Below are 15,848 nucleotides of genomic sequence, written 5' to 3'. Positions count from 1 at the left end.
CGTTCCGTCATCTGCGAGCCTACGTGACGTCACTGACAACAACAGTTGCCGATCCCACGAGGCAAGACGCGGCCGCGTCGTAGGACCGTACGATCCCTGCGACGCGGCCGCGGACGGGGAACGCTCAGTGCGCTCCGGTGCCGGTCAGTGACCGGACCTCGAGCTCGGCGTACTTGGCGGTGTCGGGCTCCTCCTTGGACAGCAGGGTGCCGACGACGCCCAGCAGGAAGCCGACCGGGATCGAGATGATGCCCGGGTTCTCCAGCGGGAACCAGTGGAAGTCGACGTCCGGGAACATCGAGGTGGGCTTGCCCGAGACCACCGGCGAGAACAGCACCAGGCCGACCGCCGTGACCAGGCCGCCGTAGATCGACCACAGTGCGCCGGCGGTGGTGAACCGCTTCCAGAAGAGGCTGTAGAGGATGGTCGGCAGGTTGGCCGAGGCGGCGACCGCGAAGGCGAGGGCGACCAGACCGGCGACGTTCAGGTCGCGGGCGAGGGCGCCGAGCGCGATGGAGACGGCGCCGATACCGACGGTCGCCCAGCGGGCCGCGCCGATCTCCTGCTTCTCGGTGGCGGTGCCCTTCTTGATGACGTTGGCGTAGATGTCGTGGGCGAAGGAGGAGGACGAGGCCAGGGTCAGGCCCGCGACGACCGCGAGGATCGTGGCGAAGGCGACCGCCGAGATGGTGGCCAGCAGGATCGCGCCCCAGTTGGAGTCGACCCCGCCGAGATGGAGTGCCAGTAGCGGGGCCGCCGTGTTGCCCGCCTTGTTGGAGGCGATGATCTCGTCCGGCTTGATCAGCGCGGCGGCGCCGAAGCCGAGGGCGAGAGTCATCAGGTAGAAGGCGCCGATCAGGCCGATCGCCCAGATCACGGACTTACGGGCGGCCTTGGCGGTGGGCACGGTGTAGAAGCGGATCAGGATGTGCGGCAGACCCGCGGTGCCGAGGACCAGGGCGATGCCGAGCGAGAGGAAGTCCAGCTTGGTCGTGGACGTGGCGCCGTACTTCAGGCCCGGCTCCAGGAAGGCCGAGCCCTTCCCGCTGTTGTCGGCGGCCGAGCCGAGCAGATCGGAGATGTTGAAGTTGAACTTCAGCAGCACCAGGAAGGTCAGCAGCAGGGCGCCGATGATCAGCAGCACCGCCTTGACCATCTGGACCCAGGTGGTCCCCTTCATGCCGCCGATGGTGACGTACACGATCATCAGGACGCCGACCAGGGCGACGATGCCGATCTTGCCCCCGTCGCTGGTGATGCCGAGCAGCAGCGAGACCAGGACGCCGGCGCCCGCCATCTGCGCCAGCAGGTAGAAGATCGACACGACGATCGTGGAGGTGCCGGCCGCCGTACGGACGGGGCGCTGGCGCATGCGGTACGCCAGTACGTCGCCCATCGTGTAGCGGCCGGAGTTGCGCAGCGGCTCCGCGACCAGGAGCAGGGCGACCAGCCAGGCGACCAGGAAGCCGATGGAGTAGAGGAAGCCGTCGTAGCCGAAGAGGGCGATGGCGCCCGCGATGCCGAGGAAGGACGCGGCGGACATGTAGTCGCCGGAGACGGCGAGTCCGTTCTGGAAGCCGGTGAACTGCCGTCCGCCGGCGTAGAAGTCGGCGGCGTCCTTGGTCTGGCGGCCCGCCCAGACCGTGATGACGAGGGTCGCGGCGACGAAGACCGCGAACAGGGTGATGATCAGCGTCCGGTGCTCGCTGGCTTCCCCTGCGGCCAGGGTGATCGCGGGGCTCATGCGCCGCCCTCCATCCGGGACTTGATCGCCTCGGCCGCGGGGTCGAGCTTGGCGGCGGCGTGCCGCGCGGTCCACCAGGCGATGAGGAACGTGGTGAGGAACTGGGCGAGGCCCAGGACGAGGGCAACGTTGATGTTGCCGAACAGCTTGGTGCCCATGAAGTCGCCCGCGTAGTTCGACAGCAGGACGTACAGCAGGTACCAGGCGATGAAGGCGACGGTCAACGGGAAGGCGAAGGACCGGTAGGAGCGGCGCAGTTCACCGAATTCGGCGCTCTCCTGCACCGCGACGAACTCCTCTGTGGAGGGGAGCCGGTGTTCTGTTTTCGAAGGGGGCGGTGCGTCGGTAGCCACGGAGTCTCCTCGCGTTGCGGGTGCGGTGACGACGGTGAACGAGGGGGGCGGGCGGGCGGTCACCCTCCCGTTCCCTGTTCAGGCTCACGGCGCCCGGCGAGGCGCGGTTCAACTCGGCCCGGTTCTTTCGGAAGTCATCTCCGTAAATCATTGCTGGCCAGAGAGTTCGGAAGATAGCTTCACTCTGCACCACCCGTCATGTACCTGCCCGAGCACCATCCGTGTCCGGGCCGGTTTTGTTTCCGGATGATGTGGAGACCCCATGGCTCATCTGCGTTCCAGACGCCGTCTCGCCCTCGCCGTGCCCGTCGTGCTGTCCCTGACCGCCTCGCTCGGTCTCCTGCCGGCGGCGGCATCGGCCGCACCTCGCGCCGAGTCCGCGGCCCAGGCGGCCGACGCGGGGACCTTCGCGTACGTCGTCAACACCAAGTTGGACCACCGCACGATCGAGTCGGTCGAGAAGGCGGTCGTCGCGGCCGGCGGCACCGTCGTCGTGACGTACGACAAGATAGGCGTGATCGTCGCCCACTCCGCGAACCCCGGCTTCGCCGCGCAGATACGCACGGTGCCCGGCGTGCAGTCGGCCGGTGCCACGCGTACCTCGGCGGTCACCGCCGCGGGCACGACGGACGAGGGCGCGGTCCAGTACCTGTCCAAGGCCGAGGCGGCGAAGGTCGCCGCGCAGAGCACGGCTTCGGGTGCGGAACCCCTTGAGGCCGACCAGTGGGACCTGCGCGCGATAGGCGCCGACAAGGCCGCGACGATCAACCCGGGCAGCAAGAAGGTGACCGTCGCCGTCATCGACACCGGCGTCGACGACACCCACCCCGACATCGCCCCGAACTTCTCCGCCTCGCAGTCCGCGAACTGCGTGAGCGGCAAGGCGGACACGACGTACGGCTCCTGGCGGCCGGTCGACGCCGATCACTACCACGGCACCCATGTGGCGGGTGAGATCGCCGCGGCCCGCAACGGCATCGGCGTCGCGGGCGTCGCCCCCGGTGTAAAGGTCGCGAGCATCACGGTGGCCCAGCCGGACGCGAACAGCCTGTTCTTCCCCGAGAGCGTGGTGTGCGCCTTCGTCTTCGCCGCCGATCACGGCGTGGAGATCACCAACAACAGCTACTACGTTGACCCGTGGCTGTACAACTGCACGGACGACCCCGACCAGAAGGCCATCGTCGACGCGGTCAACAGGGCGCAGCTGTACGCCCAGAAGAAGGGCACCCTCAACGTCGCCTCGGCGGGCAACTCCAACGACGACCTCGACTCGGACGCCCTCGTCGACGACTCCAGCCCCGACGACTCGACCGCCGTGCCCCGGACGGTCGACCCGCACGAGTGCTTCGACATACCGACCCAGCTGCCGGGTGTCGTCACCGTGAGCGCGACCGGCGTCAAGGGCACCAAGTCGTACTACTCCAGCTACGGCCAGGGTGTCGTCGACGTGGCGGGTCCGGGCGGCGACAAGTACCAGATCCCGGGTACCCCGTCGCAGAACGGCCGCATCCTTTCCACGCTGCCGAACAACGAGTACGGCTACCTCCAGGGCACCTCGATGGCCTCCCCGCACGTCGCCGCGGTCGCCGCGCTGCTGAAGTCGACCCACCCGAACGCGACCCCGGCCCAGCTCCAGGCGCTGCTCAAGGCCCAGGCGGACAACCCGGGCTGCCCGACCGACCCCTACGACGGGGACGGCGACGGGGTCGTGGACGCGACCTGCGTGGGCGGCAAGCGCGTGAATGGCTTCTACGGGTTCGGCATCGTCAACGCGCTGCGCGCGGTGAAGTAGCCGGCAAGGAACACGCAGAAGGTCGGGCCGGGCGGTCGAACCGCCCGGCCCTTGCGCTGCCCGTGTGCAACCCGGATCCGTGGACCCCTGATCAATATATTGATCCTGCACATACTGCATAGTGCAGTCATGACTGGAATCAAGTTTGCCTGGTCCGCGCTGGACGGCGATCCCGCCCTCCTCGCGCGCGTGTCGACCGTCGTACGGCGTGGAGCGCTCGAAGCACGCCTTCCGGTGCGGGAGTTGGCGCGGGCTTGCGTGGGCACGTGCGCGCTGGCCGCCGCCGAGCTCGGGGCGCGGCGGGCCGGGCTGCCGGAGGTGCCCGGGGTCCACGTGGACGACGGGGCCGTGGCCACCGCGTTCGTCAGCGAGCGGCATCTGCTGGTCGACGGGCGGGCGCCCGTCAGCTTCGCACCGCTGTCGCGGTTCTGGCGGACCGGCGACGGCTGGGTGCGCACGCACGCCAACTATCCGCACCACCGGGCGCGACTGCTGGGCGCATTGGGGCTCGCGGAGGGCGCGACGGTGGACGACGTGGCCGGCCGGCTCGCCGAGCGGTCCGCCCTGGAGGTCGAGGACACGGTGTACAGCGCGGGGGGCCTCGCGGTCGCTCTGCGCAGCGCGAAGGAGTGGGCCGGACACCCGCAGGCGGCAGCGGTGGCCGGGCGTCCGCTGGTGGAACGCGGGCGGCTGGACGCCGCACGCACGCGCGTGCTCACTCCGGTCGACGGCGGTCCACTGCTGCCGGCCGCCGGGCTGCGCGTCCTCGACCTCACCCGGGTGATCGCCGGCCCGGTCGCCACCCGGACGCTCGCCCTGCTGGGCGCGGACGTCCTGCGCGTCGACGCCCCGCAGCTCCCCGAACTCCCCGACCAGCACGCCGACACGGGCTTCGGGAAGCGGTCGGCGGTGCTCGACCTGGTGGCCGACCGACGTGCCTTCGAGGAGCTGCTCGCGGCGGCGGACGTGGTCGTCACCGGGTACCGGCCGGGCGCCCTGGACCGGTTCGGGCTCTCCCCCGAGGCACTGGCCGAGCGCAGGCCCGGGGTGGTCGTGGCGCAGCTGTCGGCGTGGGGTGCGTACGGGCCGTGGGGCGGGCGGCGCGGCTTCGACAGCCTGGTGCAGGTCGCCACCGGCATCGCGGCCGTCGAGGGGGCGCCGGAGCAGCCCGGCGCGCTGCCCGCGCAGGCCCTCGACCACGGCACGGGCTATCTGCTGGCCGCCGCGGTGCTGCGGGCGCTGACCGAGCAGTCGTACGAGGGGGGCAGCAGGTTCGTACGGCTGGCGCTGGCGCGTACGGCGGCCTGGCTGACCGACGGAATCAAGGACGGGATGACGGACGGGATCGCGCCGGAGCCCTCGGGCGAGGTGCCGTACGACGGGCCGGAGCCCTGGCTGGCCGAGGCCGACGGCAGTCTCGGGCGGCTGCGGTACGCCCTGTCGCCGGTGTCCTTCGCGGGCGGACCGGCCGACTGGGCACGGCCTCCGGGGCCCTGGGGCGGGGACGCGGCGCGCTGGGTCTGAGCCGGCGGACGGCCGGAATCGTATCGATGGGCGGAATGCCGTTCCCCCACTTGTTTCCCTGGAGTTGCCCCGTTCTGCGACGGATGGTGAAGATCCTGAGGTGACCCTGATACGACCGACCTCAGAGGTTCCCGAGGCGAGCGGCCCAGAACGGCGGCGTCCCGGTACGGGCCGGGCCGTCGCCGTTCTGGTGCTGGTGACGCTCGGCGCGCTGATACCCCTGCTCGGGCCGTCCGCCGCGCTGCACGGCACCGGAGAGGCCGCCGCGCCGGGCGCCGGTGGCATCGCGCTGCTGCGTACGGTGCTGTTCGCGGCGCTGTGCGTCCCGGTCGGCGAGCTCTTCGTCGATCACCTGGCCGGGCGGGTGCCCGGGGCTCCCGCCGACCGGCCGCGAAGATGGGCCCCGTACGCGGCCGCCGCCGGTTTCGTCGCGGCGCTGGGGCTCGCCTCGGTCGTCGCCACCGGCAACCTGGTGCCGCACGGCCTCGCCGAGATCGACGTCGGTGGTCTCTACCGCTCGTACGAGGGCAGGCTCGCGCTGCTGGAGGTCAACGCCTTCGCCGTGGCGGGCCTGTGCGCGCTGTCCCGCCGACCGGTCACCCAGATGTGGGCCCTGGCCACGGTGGTCGTCGCGGAGGCGCTGCGCGCGCATCCCCCGACCGAACACAGCCCGTTGACGGGCTCCGCGCTGACGCTCGTGCACCTGACCTGTGCCGCGCTGTGGATGGGCGGTCTGCTGCGTGTGCTCCGCACGCTCGGGCAGTGGCGCGCAGGCAGGGCGGGCACGGCCCTGTTGGGCCTCTACGCGCGCGTGGCGACCGTACTGCTGGCCGCGATCACCGCGACGGGGATGTGGAGCTCGCTGCGCCGGATGCCGACGGACACGATCCTGGACCAGCTGACGACGACCGCCTACGGGCGCACCCTGCTCGCCAAGGTGCTCCTCGTGGTCGTCGTCGCCCTGCTGGCCGTGTGTGCGCGGATCCGGCTGCGCCGCGCGGCCGACCCGCTGACCGCCTGCTCCCCCGCGCGCGTGGAGGTCGTCGCGCTGGGGGTGGTGGTCGCGGTGTCGGGGGTGCTGACGGCGCTGCCGCTGCCGATCCGCTGGCGGTGATCAGCCGTTGGTGACGAGCACCTTGAGAGCGGTGCGCTCGTCCATCGCCTTGTAGCCGTCGGGGACGCCCTCGATGTCGACGGTCAGGTCGAAGACGGGGGACGGGTCGATGGTGCCGTCGAGGACGTCGGGCAGCAGGTCGGGGATGTAGGCGCGGACCGGCGCGACACCGCCGCGCAGGGCGATGTTCCGGTCGAACATGACGCCGAGGTCGAGGCCGGTGCCGCTGCCGTGCGGCACGCCGACGAAGCCGATGGCACCGCCGTCGCGGGCGATGTTCACGGCCGTCCGCATCGACTGCTCGGTGCCGACCGCCTCGACGACGGAGTGCGCGCCCTGCCCGCGGGTGAGCTCGCGGACGGCCTCCACGGCCGCGTCCCCGCGCTCGGCGACGACGTCGGTGGCGCCGAAGCGGCGCGCGATGTCGGTGCGGACCTCGTGGCGGCCGAGGGCGATGATCCGCTCGGCGCCGAGCCGCTTGGCGGCCAGCACCGCGCACAGGCCGACGGCTCCGTCACCGACGACGGCGACCGTGGCCCCGGGGCGGGCGCCCGCGCCGAGGGCGGCGTGGTGGCCGGTGCCGAGCACGTCGGAGAGGGTCAGCAGGGCGGTCAGCAGGTGGTCGTCGGAGGCCGCGTCCTTGGGCAGCTGCACGAGGGTGCCGTCGGCGAAGGGAACGCGCACGGCCTCGCCCTGGCCGCCGTCGTGACCGACGGAACCCCAGAAGCCACCGTGCTCGCAGGACGTCGTCAGTCCCTCGCGACAGTAGTCGCAGACACCGTCGGACCACATGAAGGGCGCGACGACGAGGTCCCCGCGCCGGACACCGGTCACCTCGCTGCCGGTCTCCTCGACCACGCCGAGGAACTCGTGCCCGATCCGCTGCCCCGGCTGCCGGGCCGCCTCGCCGCGGTACGCCCACAGGTCGCTGCCGCAGATGCAGGCGCGCAGCACCCGGACCACGGCGTCGGTGGGCAGTTGCACCACGGGCTCGGGCACGTCCTCCACCCGCATGTCGTAGGGGGCGTGGATGGTGGTGGCGCGCATGGCGAGGGTCCTTCTCGTGCGTTCTGTGCGGTACGGGTGCGCTCAGGGGGTGGTAGAGCGCACTTCACCGTACGCCGCTGTCGGCACCCGCCGCTCGTCGAGGGTGCCCCGGACCAGCAGGAACTGCGCAGCGGCGTAGGTGAGCATGATCCAGAAGTCGGGCCTCGGCAGCTGCGGCCAGTCGGCGACGCCGGTCGCGATGAGAGTGTCGGAGACCATGAACAGCGCGCCGCCGAGCCCCGCGACGAGGCCGAGCCGGGTGGCCGCCGCGTACGCCATGGCCGTGAGCAGAGTGCTGTAGACGGCCACGGGCAGGCGCAGGTCCGCGGGCAGGTCCGGCCACAGCAGGGCGACTGTGGTGAGGAGGGCGACGGCGTAGCCGGGCAGCAGGAGAGCCGCACGCGCGCGTGCGGTGCCGGTCCTGTGGAACAGGGCGAGGTAGCAGACGTGCCCGGCCGCGAAGGAGGCCATCCCGGCGAGGAAGGCGGGGTCGGCGTCGGACAGGAGCAGGGTGTCGCCGCCCCAGCCGAAGAGAAGGGCGGCGACGAGGAGGCGGGGTGCGCCGCGCAGGCCCGCGTAGCCGGCGAGGAGCGGCATCAGCAGGGGCTTGGCCACGGTGTGCCCGGTGTCCGCACCGGCCAGGAGGGAGCCCAGGTCGACGGCCGTGGCGAGGGCGAAGGCGGCGAGGAGGACACGGGACGCTCTCACGCGGCGGTGGTCTCCTCGACGAGAGCGGCGGTAGGGGGCGCCGGCTGCCAGCCCGGCCCGCGGAACACCCGCCCGGCACGCTCACGCCACCCGTGCGCCGCCTTCAGGTCCTTGGCGATGGCGACGTACTCGTGGGTGGCGACCTTCAGCGGGTTGTATGTGGCGATGTTCTTCGTCAGCCCGTACACCGGCCGCTCGGTCTCCGGCACGAACGAGCCGAACAGCCGGTCCCAGACGATCAGGATCCCGCCGAAGTTGCGGTCGAGGTAGCCGCCTTGGGAAGCGTGGTGCACCCGGTGGTGGGACGGAGTGTTGAACACGAACTCAAACCAGCGGGGCATCCTGTCGATCCGCTCGGTGTGGATCCAGAACTGGTAGACGAGGTTCGCGGAGGAGCAGAACGCGAGCGCGGCCGGGTGCACACCGGCGGCGACGAGGGGGACGTAGAACGGCCAGACGGTCAGCGTGGTCCAGGGCTGGCGCAGGGCGGTGGTGAGGTTGAACTTCCTGCTGGAGTGGTGGACGACGTGGCAGGCCCACAGGACGCGGATGACGTGGTGGCCGCGGTGGGACCAGTAGTAGAAGAAGTCCTGCGCGAGCAGCATCAGCGGGACCGTCCACCACAGGACGGGCACGCGCAGGGGTGTCACCTCGTAGATCGCCGTGTAGACGGCGACGATCGGGATCTTCCAGACGAAGTCGAAGACGAGGCTCCCGAGTCCCATGCCGACGCTCGTCGCGGCGTCCTTGGCCTCGTATCCGGCCGCGTCCTCGTCGGGATGGATGCGGACGCTGATCACCTCGATCACGGTGAGCAGCACGAAGGCGGGTATCGACCACAGCACGACATCGGGCAGGTTCGGCATGGAGGCACCGTAGAACCGCTGGTCGTTCGGGGGCTAGATGTGGTTACCGACAAGTATTACCGGCGGTAGCCGCTTACTTGTCGGTGATCTCCGCCGATGGCCGCCCCGCCGGGACCTACGATGCCCCCTGCGGAAACGGGGAGGGTTGATTGCAGCAGTCGTAGGTTTTGCCTGTGTTTCCTGGGTTTGGCTGTGTACCACGATCTGCCGGTGGTCAGGCTGGTACGCGCTGCTTTCACATGATTGACCCTCACACCCCCGCCGCCCCCAGCAACGTCCCGACCGCGTACGTGACCCCCATGGCCACCGCCCCGCCCGCCACGTTCCGCAGCACCGCGCGCCCCGGTGCCGCCGCGCCCAGCCGGGCGCTGGCCCAGCCGGTGAGGACGAGGGCGGCCAGCACGGACCCCACGGTGACCGGCAGGCGCCAGTCCGCCGGGGGCAGGACGATCGCCAGCAGCGGCAGCAGCGCACCCACCGTGAACGCCCCGAAGCTCGCCCAGGCCGCATGCCAGGGGTTGGCGAGGTGCTCGGGGTCGATGCCGAGCTCCACGCGCGCGTGGGCCTTCAGCGCGTCCCGTTCCGTCAGCTGCTGCGCCGCCTCCCGCGCCACGTCCCGCGACAGCCCGCGCTCCCGAAGCAACTCGGTGAGCTCCTCCAGCTCGGCCTCGGGCTGTTCCCTCAGCTCCCGTTTCTCCAGGGCCAGCGCCGCCTTCTCGGAGTCCCGTTGCGTCGACACCGACACGTACTCCCCCGCGGCCATCGACAGCGAACCGGCGAGCAGACCGGCCAGGCCCGCCGTCAGCAGCGCCGAGCGGTCCTCCGTGGCGCCGGCCACGCCGACGACGAGCCCCGCGGTGGACACGATGCCGTCATTGGCCCCGAGGACCGCGGCGCGCAGCCAGTTGAGCCGTGAGCCCAGCGTGCCGTCGTGGGCCTCGTCGTGCGTCGGTTCCGTCACACGGCGAGGATTCCATCCGGGGGGTCACCGGACCCGTACCGACGCTCCAGACGCGGACACCGGGCTCGTCGCGTTCGTCGAGGCAGTCGGCAAGCGTCTTCGCCGAGCCTTCCAATTGGCCTGTGATCATTGAGAGTTGTCCGAACGGATGCATAGGCTGCGCGTGCCCCCGGAAAGAGCCACCCCGCGATGAGCACCAAGGCCATGAAGTCCCTGCTCGCCGTCCTGGACGGGAAAGCAGCACAGAAAGCGTGAACCACCATGCCTGACACGGCCCTCACCCGCCGGCCCACCGCGGTCGTCATAGGCGCGAGCGCCGCCGGTCTCTTCGCGGCGGCGACGCTCGCCGAGTTCGCCGACGTCACCCTCGTCGAACGGGACGTGCTGCCCGAGGGGCCCGAGCCGCGTCGCGGTGTCCCGCAGGCCCGGCACGCGCACCTCGTGTGGAGCGGCGGCGTGCTCGCCTTCGACGAGTTGCTGCCCGGCCTCGTCGACGAGGCCGTGGCCGGCGGCGGCCGTCTCGTCCACGTCATGGGCGACATGGTCTCCCGGGCTCCCAACGAGGTCTGGTTCCGCCGTTTCCTGACGACCCACCACCGCATCCTGGTGTGCTCCCGCGACCTGCTCGACTCCGTGATCCGCGCCCGCGTCCTGGCCGACGCGCGCATCACCCTCCGTCAGGGCACCACCGCACTCTCCCTGGAGGGCGACGCCGCCCGGGTCACCGGCGTCCGGGTGCGCACCGGCGACGAGGAGCTCACTCTCACCGCCGACCTGGTCGTCGACTCCAGCGGACGCGGCTCCCGCGCGCCCCGGTGGCTGACAGACCTCGGCTTGCCGGACATCACGGAACGCGAGGTCGACGCCGGCGTCGCCTACGCCACCCGCCTCTACCGGGCGCCGGGCACCACCAAGGACATCGACTTCCCGCTCGTCAACGTGCAGGCCAACCCAGCCAAGGCCCCGGGCCGGGGCGGCGTCATCCTGCCGATCGAGGGCGACCGGTGGATCGTGACCCTCTCGGGCACCCGCGGCGGCGAGCCCACCGCCGACGCGGACGCCTTCGCGGACTTCGCGCTCAGCCTCGGCGATCCGGTCATCGGCGAGCTGATCAAGGACGCCGAACCGCTCGGCGACATCGCCACCACCCGCAGCACCGCCAACCACCGCCGCTACTACGAGAAGGCGAAGCGCTGGCCGGACGGCTTCACCGTCCTGGGCGACGCCGTCGCCTCCTACAACCCCGTCTACGGCCACGGCCTCACCGTCGCCGCCCAGTGCGCCCTCGCCCTGCGTACCGTCCTGCGCTCCGCCTCCCTCACGGCCCCTGGCACCGCGCGCCGCCTCCAGCACGCCGCGGCCCGGCCGGTCGCCGCCGCCTGGGACCTGGCGGTCGGCCAGGACGCCTTCTACCCCGGCGCCGCCACGACCCCGCCCACGGCCCTGGAGCGGTTCCTGGCCCGGTTCGTCGACCGGGCCGTCGAGACCGGCGCCCGCAACCCGCGCGCCCTCGGTGCGCTGCTCGACGTGATGAGCCTGGAGAAGCCGGCCACCCGCCTCTTCTCGCCCGACATGCTCGTCCCCATGCTCCTCGGCCCGAAGAAGCCGCACCTGCAGGCGCCGCCGCTGAGCGAGGCCGAGCGCGAGTCCGCCGTTTCCTGACCGGGACCGCCACTGCCGGGACAGGTGCACCGCGCTGTCGGTGGTGGCCCGTATCCTCATTGACCATGCTCGAAGACCGCACGACCGCAGCGTCGTCCCCCACAACGTGGCCGACCGCGTATCCCCAGGGGTACGCGGTCGTTGACGTGGAGACCACGGGCCTGGCCCGGGACGACCGGATAATCTCCGCGGCCGTCTACCGGCTGGACGCGCGCGGCGAGGTCGAGGACCACTGGTACACGCTGGTCAACCCGGAGCGGGACCCGGGCCCGGTGTGGATCCATGGTCTGACGAGCGATGTGCTGGAAGGCGCGCCGCTCTTCCCGGACATCGCCGAGGAGTTCGCGGCGCGCCTGGCGGACCGGGTGCTCGTCGCGCACAACGCCGTCTTCGACTGGCAGATGATCGCCCGCGAGTACGCGCGCGCGGAGCGCGAGGCCCCGGTGCGGCAGCGGCTGTGCACCATCGCGCTCTCCAAGGAACTGCGCCTGCCGCTGCCCAACCACAAGCTGGAGTCGCTGGCCGCCCACTTCGGCGTCGTACAGCAGCGGGCGCACCACGCGCTGGACGACGCGCGCGTGCTGGCGGAGGCGTTCCGGCCCAGCCTGCGGGCCGCGGCCGCGGGCGGCGTACGGCTGCCGCTGCACGAGTGCCGGCCGCTGACCGAGTGGCAGGACCGGCCCGCGCCCCGGATCGGTCGGCAGGCGGACAGCAGTGGCTACGGCGGCTACCCGCAGGGCAGCTGGCGCCCGTCGCGCAAAAGGCCCGCATGCCCCTATCCCAACCCTGGACGGTACGAAGAGGGCAAACCGCTCAAGCAGGGCATGCGCGTCGCCTTCTCGGGTGACACGTCGATCGACCGCGAACTGCTGGAGGACCGCGCGACGGAGGCCGGACTGCACGTCGCCACCAGCCTGTCCCGGCTGACCAGCCTGCTGGTGACCAACGACCCCGACTCGAGCACGTCGAAGGTGCTCAAGGCGCGGCAGTACGGAACGCCGGTCGTCGACGAGGCGGCGTTCGGACAACTGCTGCGCGATGTGGCACCCGCCGGCGAGTGACCCGTACGGACGGGTGATTGCCGCGCGACTCGCCCGCCACTCGCTCGCCCGGACGACGGTGACGCCTCACCCTGTGGCGCATGGCGAGATGCGAAGTTTGCGGCAATGACTACGGAATGACCTTCGAGGTGCACGCGCAGGGCGCGGTCCACGTCTTCGACTGCTTCTCCTGTGCGATCCACCGCATGGCCCCCATCTGCGAGCACTGCCGGGTGCAGATCATCGGCCAGGGCGTCGAGGTCGAGGGCCACTGGTACTGCGGCGGCCACTGCGCCCGCGCCGAGGGGAGGGCGGGGATCGTCGACAAGGTCTGAGCCGGGTACCCGGCTGACTGCGCCCCACGACCGAGTTGTACGGTCGTGGGGTGTACCGCTTCCTGATGTCCCGGCAGTGGGTGATCGTCACCCTCGTCGCCATTGCGCTCATCCCGACGATGATCGAGCTGGGCATCTGGCAGATGCACCGATACGAGATGCGCAGTGCCCGCAACCAGCTGGTCTCCGACGCGCTGGCCGCCAAGCCGGTCCCGGTGGAGCAGTTGGCCTCCCCCGGGAACGCCGTGACCAAGACCGAGCGCTACCGCACCGTCACGGCGACCGGCACGTTCGACACCTCTCGGGAAGTCGTCGTCAGGCGCCGCGTCAACTCCGACGACGAGGTCGGCTTCCACGTCCTCACCCCGTTCGTGCTGACGGACGGCAAGGTGCTGCTGGTCAACCGGGGCTGGATCCCCGCGAACGGAGCACAGACCGCCTTCCCGAAGATCCCCGCACCGCCCGCCGGCCGGACCACCGTCACCGGACGGCTGATGCCCGACGAGACGACCGCGGCGAGCGGCATCAAGGACATCAAGGGACTGCCGGACCGGCAGATCATGCTGATCAGCAGCACGGAGGAGGCACAGCGCCTCGACGCCCAGGTGCTCGGCGGTTACATCCAGCAGACGGCGCCCGAAGCGAAGGGCGACACTCCGGAGCAGATCTCCGACCCGGGCAAGGAAGACGCCCCGCTGAACTACGCCTACATGATCCAGTGGTGGCTGTTCGCCGCGGCCGTCCCGGTGGGCTGGTGGGTCCTGGTACGGCGAGAGCGCCGCGACCGGGCGGAGGCCGCGGCCGGGGCAGCGGCGGCGGAGGCCGAACCGGCGACGGTGTAGGGCCGCACTGACCCACCCGGCCGCATACCCTGATTGCCCCGTCGGTCCACCGGGAACCCGCAATCCCGTGCACCCTGCTATCGAGGACTACGCCCTCATCGGCGACGAACAGACCGCCGCCCTGGTCGGCAGGGACGGCTCCGTCGACTGGCTGTGCCTCCCCCGCTTCGACTCGGCCGCCTGCTTCGCCAAGCTGCTCGGCGGCAAGGACAACGGCCACTGGCGGATCGCCCCCAAGGGCACCAAGGACCCCTGCACGCGCCGCGCCTACCGGCCCGACACCCTCGTCCTCGACACCGAGTGGGACACGGACGAGGGCACGGTCCGCGTCACCGACCTGATGCCCCAGCGCGAGCGGGCCCCCGACCTCGTACGCATCGTGGAGGGCGTCAGCGGAAGGGTCACCGTACGCAGCACCATCCGGCTCCGCTTCGACTACGGCTCGATCATCCCGTGGATGCGCCGGTCCGACGGCCACCGGGTCGCCATCGCCGGCCCGGACTCGGTCTGGCTGCGCAGCGAACCCTCGGTACACACCTGGGGCGAGGACTTCGGCACGCACTCCGAGTTCACCGTCGCCGAGGGCGAGAAGGTCGCGTTCGTCCTCACCTGGCACCCCTCTCACGAACCGCGCCCGCCGCTGGTCGACCCCTACGAGGCGCTGAGTAGCAGCGTCGTCGACTGGCGGAGGTGGGCGGCCCGCTGTCGTTACCACGGCCCGTACCGGGACGCCGTCGTACGCTCCCTGATCACCCTCAAGGCCCTGAGCTACGTACCCACCGGCGGCATCGTCGCAGCGGCCACCACCTCGCTGCCGGAGGAGCTGGGCGGCGTGCGCAACTGGGACTACCGCTACTGCTGGCTGCGCGACTCCACCCTCACCCTGGGCGCCCTGCTGTCGGCGGGCTACCACAAGGAGGCCGAGGCCTGGCGGGACTGGCTGCTGCGCGCGGTCGCGGGCGACCCGGCGGACCTCCAGATCATGTACGGCCTCGCGGGCGAGCGGCGGCTGCCGGAGTTCGAGCTGCCGTGGCTCGCCGGTTACGCCGGTTCGGCGCCCGTACGGATCGGCAACGGCGCCGTGACCCAGCTCCAGCTGGACGTCTACGGCGAGGTCCTGGACACGCTGTACCTGGCCCGGCGTTCGGGTCTGTCCGCCAAGCCGCACATGTGGGCGATGCAGCGCGCCCTGCTCGAGTTCCTTCGGTCGGCGTGGCGGCAGCCGGACGAAGGGCTGTGGGAGGTGCGTGGCGGCCGCCGCCACTTCGTGCACTCGAAGGTGATGGTGTGGGTGGCCGCCGACCGGGCGGTGCGCACCCTGGAGGAGCACCCGGAGCTGAGCGGCGACCTGGACGCCTGGCGCACGCTGCGCGACGAGGTGCACCGCGAGGTGTGCGAGAAGGGCTACGACCCCGGACGCAACACCTTCACGCAGTACTACGGATCGCGTGAACTCGACGCCGCCCTGCTGCTCATCCCGCGCGTCGGCTTCCTGCCCCCCGACGACTCGCGGGTGATCGGCACGGTGGACGCGGTGCGCGCGGAACTGGGCCACGGCGGCTTCGTACGCCGCTACGACGCCGAGGAGACGCCCGTCGACGGGCTGCCGGGCGGTGAGGGCGTCTTCCTGGCCTGTTCGTTCTGGCTCGCGGACGCGCTGCACATGACGGGCCGTACCCAGGAGGCCCGTGAGCTGTTCGAACGGCTGGTGGGCCTCACGAACGACGTGGGACTGCTGGCCGAGGAGTACGACCCGGTGGCCGGCCGCCAGCTCGGCAACTTCCCCCAGGCGTTCAGCCACATCGGCCTGGTGAACACCGCCCTCGCCCTGTCCGGAGGCGACCAGGCAGGATAGGGACC

The 15,848-nt window shown here is 71.4% G+C and carries 14 protein-coding genes; 8 read left to right on the top strand and 6 right to left on the bottom strand.

Annotated elements, in window-relative coordinates; translation table 11 throughout:
• Positions 1 to 124: 124 nt before the first annotated feature.
• Entirely contained in the window at positions 125 to 1,744 is a 1,620-nt protein-coding gene (locus ABT114_RS34515) for a monocarboxylic acid transporter (protein ID WP_351146866.1), read from the bottom strand.
• Entirely contained in the window at positions 1,741 to 2,097 is a 357-nt protein-coding gene (locus tag ABT114_RS34510) for a DUF485 domain-containing protein (protein WP_351146865.1), read from the bottom strand. The genes ABT114_RS34515 and ABT114_RS34510 overlap by 4 nt, the downstream gene beginning before the upstream one ends.
• A gap of 262 nt (positions 2,098 to 2,359) precedes the next feature.
• Here ABT114_RS34510 and ABT114_RS34505 point away from each other — a divergent pair, with 262 nt between their 5' ends.
• The 3 genes from ABT114_RS34505 (at position 2,360) to ABT114_RS34495 (ending at position 6,527) form a co-directional block, all read left to right on the top strand.
• Entirely contained in the window at positions 2,360 to 3,889 is a 1,530-nt protein-coding gene (locus ABT114_RS34505; RefSeq protein ID WP_351146864.1) for a S8 family peptidase, read from the top strand.
• Between the two features lie 129 nt (positions 3,890 to 4,018).
• A complete protein-coding gene (locus ABT114_RS34500) occupies positions 4,019 to 5,413 on the top strand; it encodes a CoA transferase (RefSeq protein WP_351146863.1) in 1,395 nt (464 codons plus the stop codon).
• A gap of 100 nt (positions 5,414 to 5,513) precedes the next feature.
• Positions 5,514 to 6,527: a CopD family protein gene (locus ABT114_RS34495; protein WP_502988437.1), complete on the top strand. Its 1,014-nt coding sequence runs from the start codon at positions 5,514 to 5,516 to the stop codon at positions 6,525 to 6,527.
• Here ABT114_RS34495 and ABT114_RS34490 read toward each other — a convergent pair whose 3' ends face one another.
• The 4 genes from ABT114_RS34490 to ABT114_RS34475 all read right to left on the bottom strand — a co-directional run bounded on the left by ABT114_RS34490 (position 6,528) and on the right by ABT114_RS34475 (position 10,109).
• Positions 6,528 to 7,574, bottom strand: a complete 1,047-nt coding sequence (locus ABT114_RS34490) for a zinc-dependent alcohol dehydrogenase family protein (RefSeq protein ID WP_351146862.1) — start codon at positions 7,572 to 7,574, stop codon at positions 6,528 to 6,530.
• 42 nt (positions 7,575 to 7,616) lie between these two features.
• Positions 7,617 to 8,282 carry a lysoplasmalogenase gene (locus ABT114_RS34485; RefSeq protein ID WP_351146861.1) on the bottom strand — a complete coding sequence of 222 codons (666 nt, stop codon included), beginning with the start codon at positions 8,280 to 8,282 and terminating at the stop codon, positions 7,617 to 7,619.
• A complete protein-coding gene (locus ABT114_RS34480; RefSeq protein WP_351146860.1) occupies positions 8,279 to 9,148 on the bottom strand; it encodes a sterol desaturase family protein in 870 nt (289 codons plus the stop codon). The genes ABT114_RS34485 and ABT114_RS34480 overlap by 4 nt, the downstream gene beginning before the upstream one ends.
• Positions 9,149 to 9,398: 250 nt before the next feature.
• Complete coding sequence (locus ABT114_RS34475) at positions 9,399 to 10,109, bottom strand: VIT1/CCC1 transporter family protein (protein ID WP_351146859.1); 711 nt, start codon at positions 10,107 to 10,109, stop codon at positions 9,399 to 9,401.
• Between the two features lie 261 nt (positions 10,110 to 10,370).
• Between ABT114_RS34475 and ABT114_RS34470 the strand changes: the two genes are divergently transcribed.
• The 5 genes from ABT114_RS34470 to ABT114_RS34450 all read left to right on the top strand — a co-directional run bounded on the left by ABT114_RS34470 (position 10,371) and on the right by ABT114_RS34450 (position 15,843).
• Positions 10,371 to 11,771, top strand: a complete 1,401-nt coding sequence (locus ABT114_RS34470; protein WP_351146858.1) for an NAD(P)/FAD-dependent oxidoreductase — start codon at positions 10,371 to 10,373, stop codon at positions 11,769 to 11,771.
• 65 nt (positions 11,772 to 11,836) lie between these two features.
• Positions 11,837 to 12,832: a DEDDh family exonuclease gene (locus tag ABT114_RS34465; RefSeq protein ID WP_351146857.1), complete on the top strand. Its 996-nt coding sequence runs from the start codon at positions 11,837 to 11,839 to the stop codon at positions 12,830 to 12,832.
• Positions 12,833 to 12,912: 80 nt separating this feature from the next.
• On the top strand, positions 12,913 to 13,146 hold the full coding sequence (locus ABT114_RS34460; RefSeq protein WP_351146856.1) for a metallothionein: 234 nt from the start codon (positions 12,913 to 12,915) through the stop codon (positions 13,144 to 13,146).
• A gap of 50 nt (positions 13,147 to 13,196) precedes the next feature.
• Positions 13,197 to 13,988: an SURF1 family cytochrome oxidase biogenesis protein gene (locus ABT114_RS34455; RefSeq protein WP_351146855.1), complete on the top strand. Its 792-nt coding sequence runs from the start codon at positions 13,197 to 13,199 to the stop codon at positions 13,986 to 13,988.
• Between the two features lie 67 nt (positions 13,989 to 14,055).
• Positions 14,056 to 15,843 carry a glycoside hydrolase family 15 protein gene (locus tag ABT114_RS34450; protein WP_351146854.1) on the top strand — a complete coding sequence of 596 codons (1,788 nt, stop codon included), beginning with the start codon at positions 14,056 to 14,058 and terminating at the stop codon, positions 15,841 to 15,843.
• Positions 15,844 to 15,848 lie beyond the last annotated feature (5 nt).

It is taken from the genome of Streptomyces sp. NPDC002088, assembly GCF_040296605.1.
Taxonomy (GTDB): Bacteria; Actinomycetota; Actinomycetes; order Streptomycetales; family Streptomycetaceae; genus Streptomyces.
This window is presented reverse-complemented; position numbering and strand designations above follow the sequence as displayed.

Bases quoted from the DNA above. Each gene is read 5' to 3' on its own strand.
- ABT114_RS34480 (WP_351146860.1), bottom strand. From the start codon at position 9,148: ATGCCGAACCTGCCCGATGTCGTGCTGTGGTCGATACCCGCCTTCGTG.
- ABT114_RS34500 (WP_351146863.1), top strand. From the start codon at position 4,019: ATGACTGGAATCAAGTTTGCCTGGTCCGCGCTGGACGGCGATCCCGCC.
- ABT114_RS34505 (WP_351146864.1), top strand. From the start codon at position 2,360: ATGGCTCATCTGCGTTCCAGACGCCGTCTCGCCCTCGCCGTGCCCGTC.
- ABT114_RS34490 (WP_351146862.1), bottom strand. From the start codon at position 7,574: ATGCGCGCCACCACCATCCACGCCCCCTACGACATGCGGGTGGAGGAC.
- ABT114_RS34460 (WP_351146856.1), top strand. From the start codon at position 12,913: ATGGCGAGATGCGAAGTTTGCGGCAATGACTACGGAATGACCTTCGAG.
- ABT114_RS34470 (WP_351146858.1), top strand. From the start codon at position 10,371: ATGCCTGACACGGCCCTCACCCGCCGGCCCACCGCGGTCGTCATAGGC.
- ABT114_RS34515 (WP_351146866.1), bottom strand. From the start codon at position 1,744: ATGAGCCCCGCGATCACCCTGGCCGCAGGGGAAGCCAGCGAGCACCGG.
- ABT114_RS34465 (WP_351146857.1), top strand. From the start codon at position 11,837: ATGCTCGAAGACCGCACGACCGCAGCGTCGTCCCCCACAACGTGGCCG.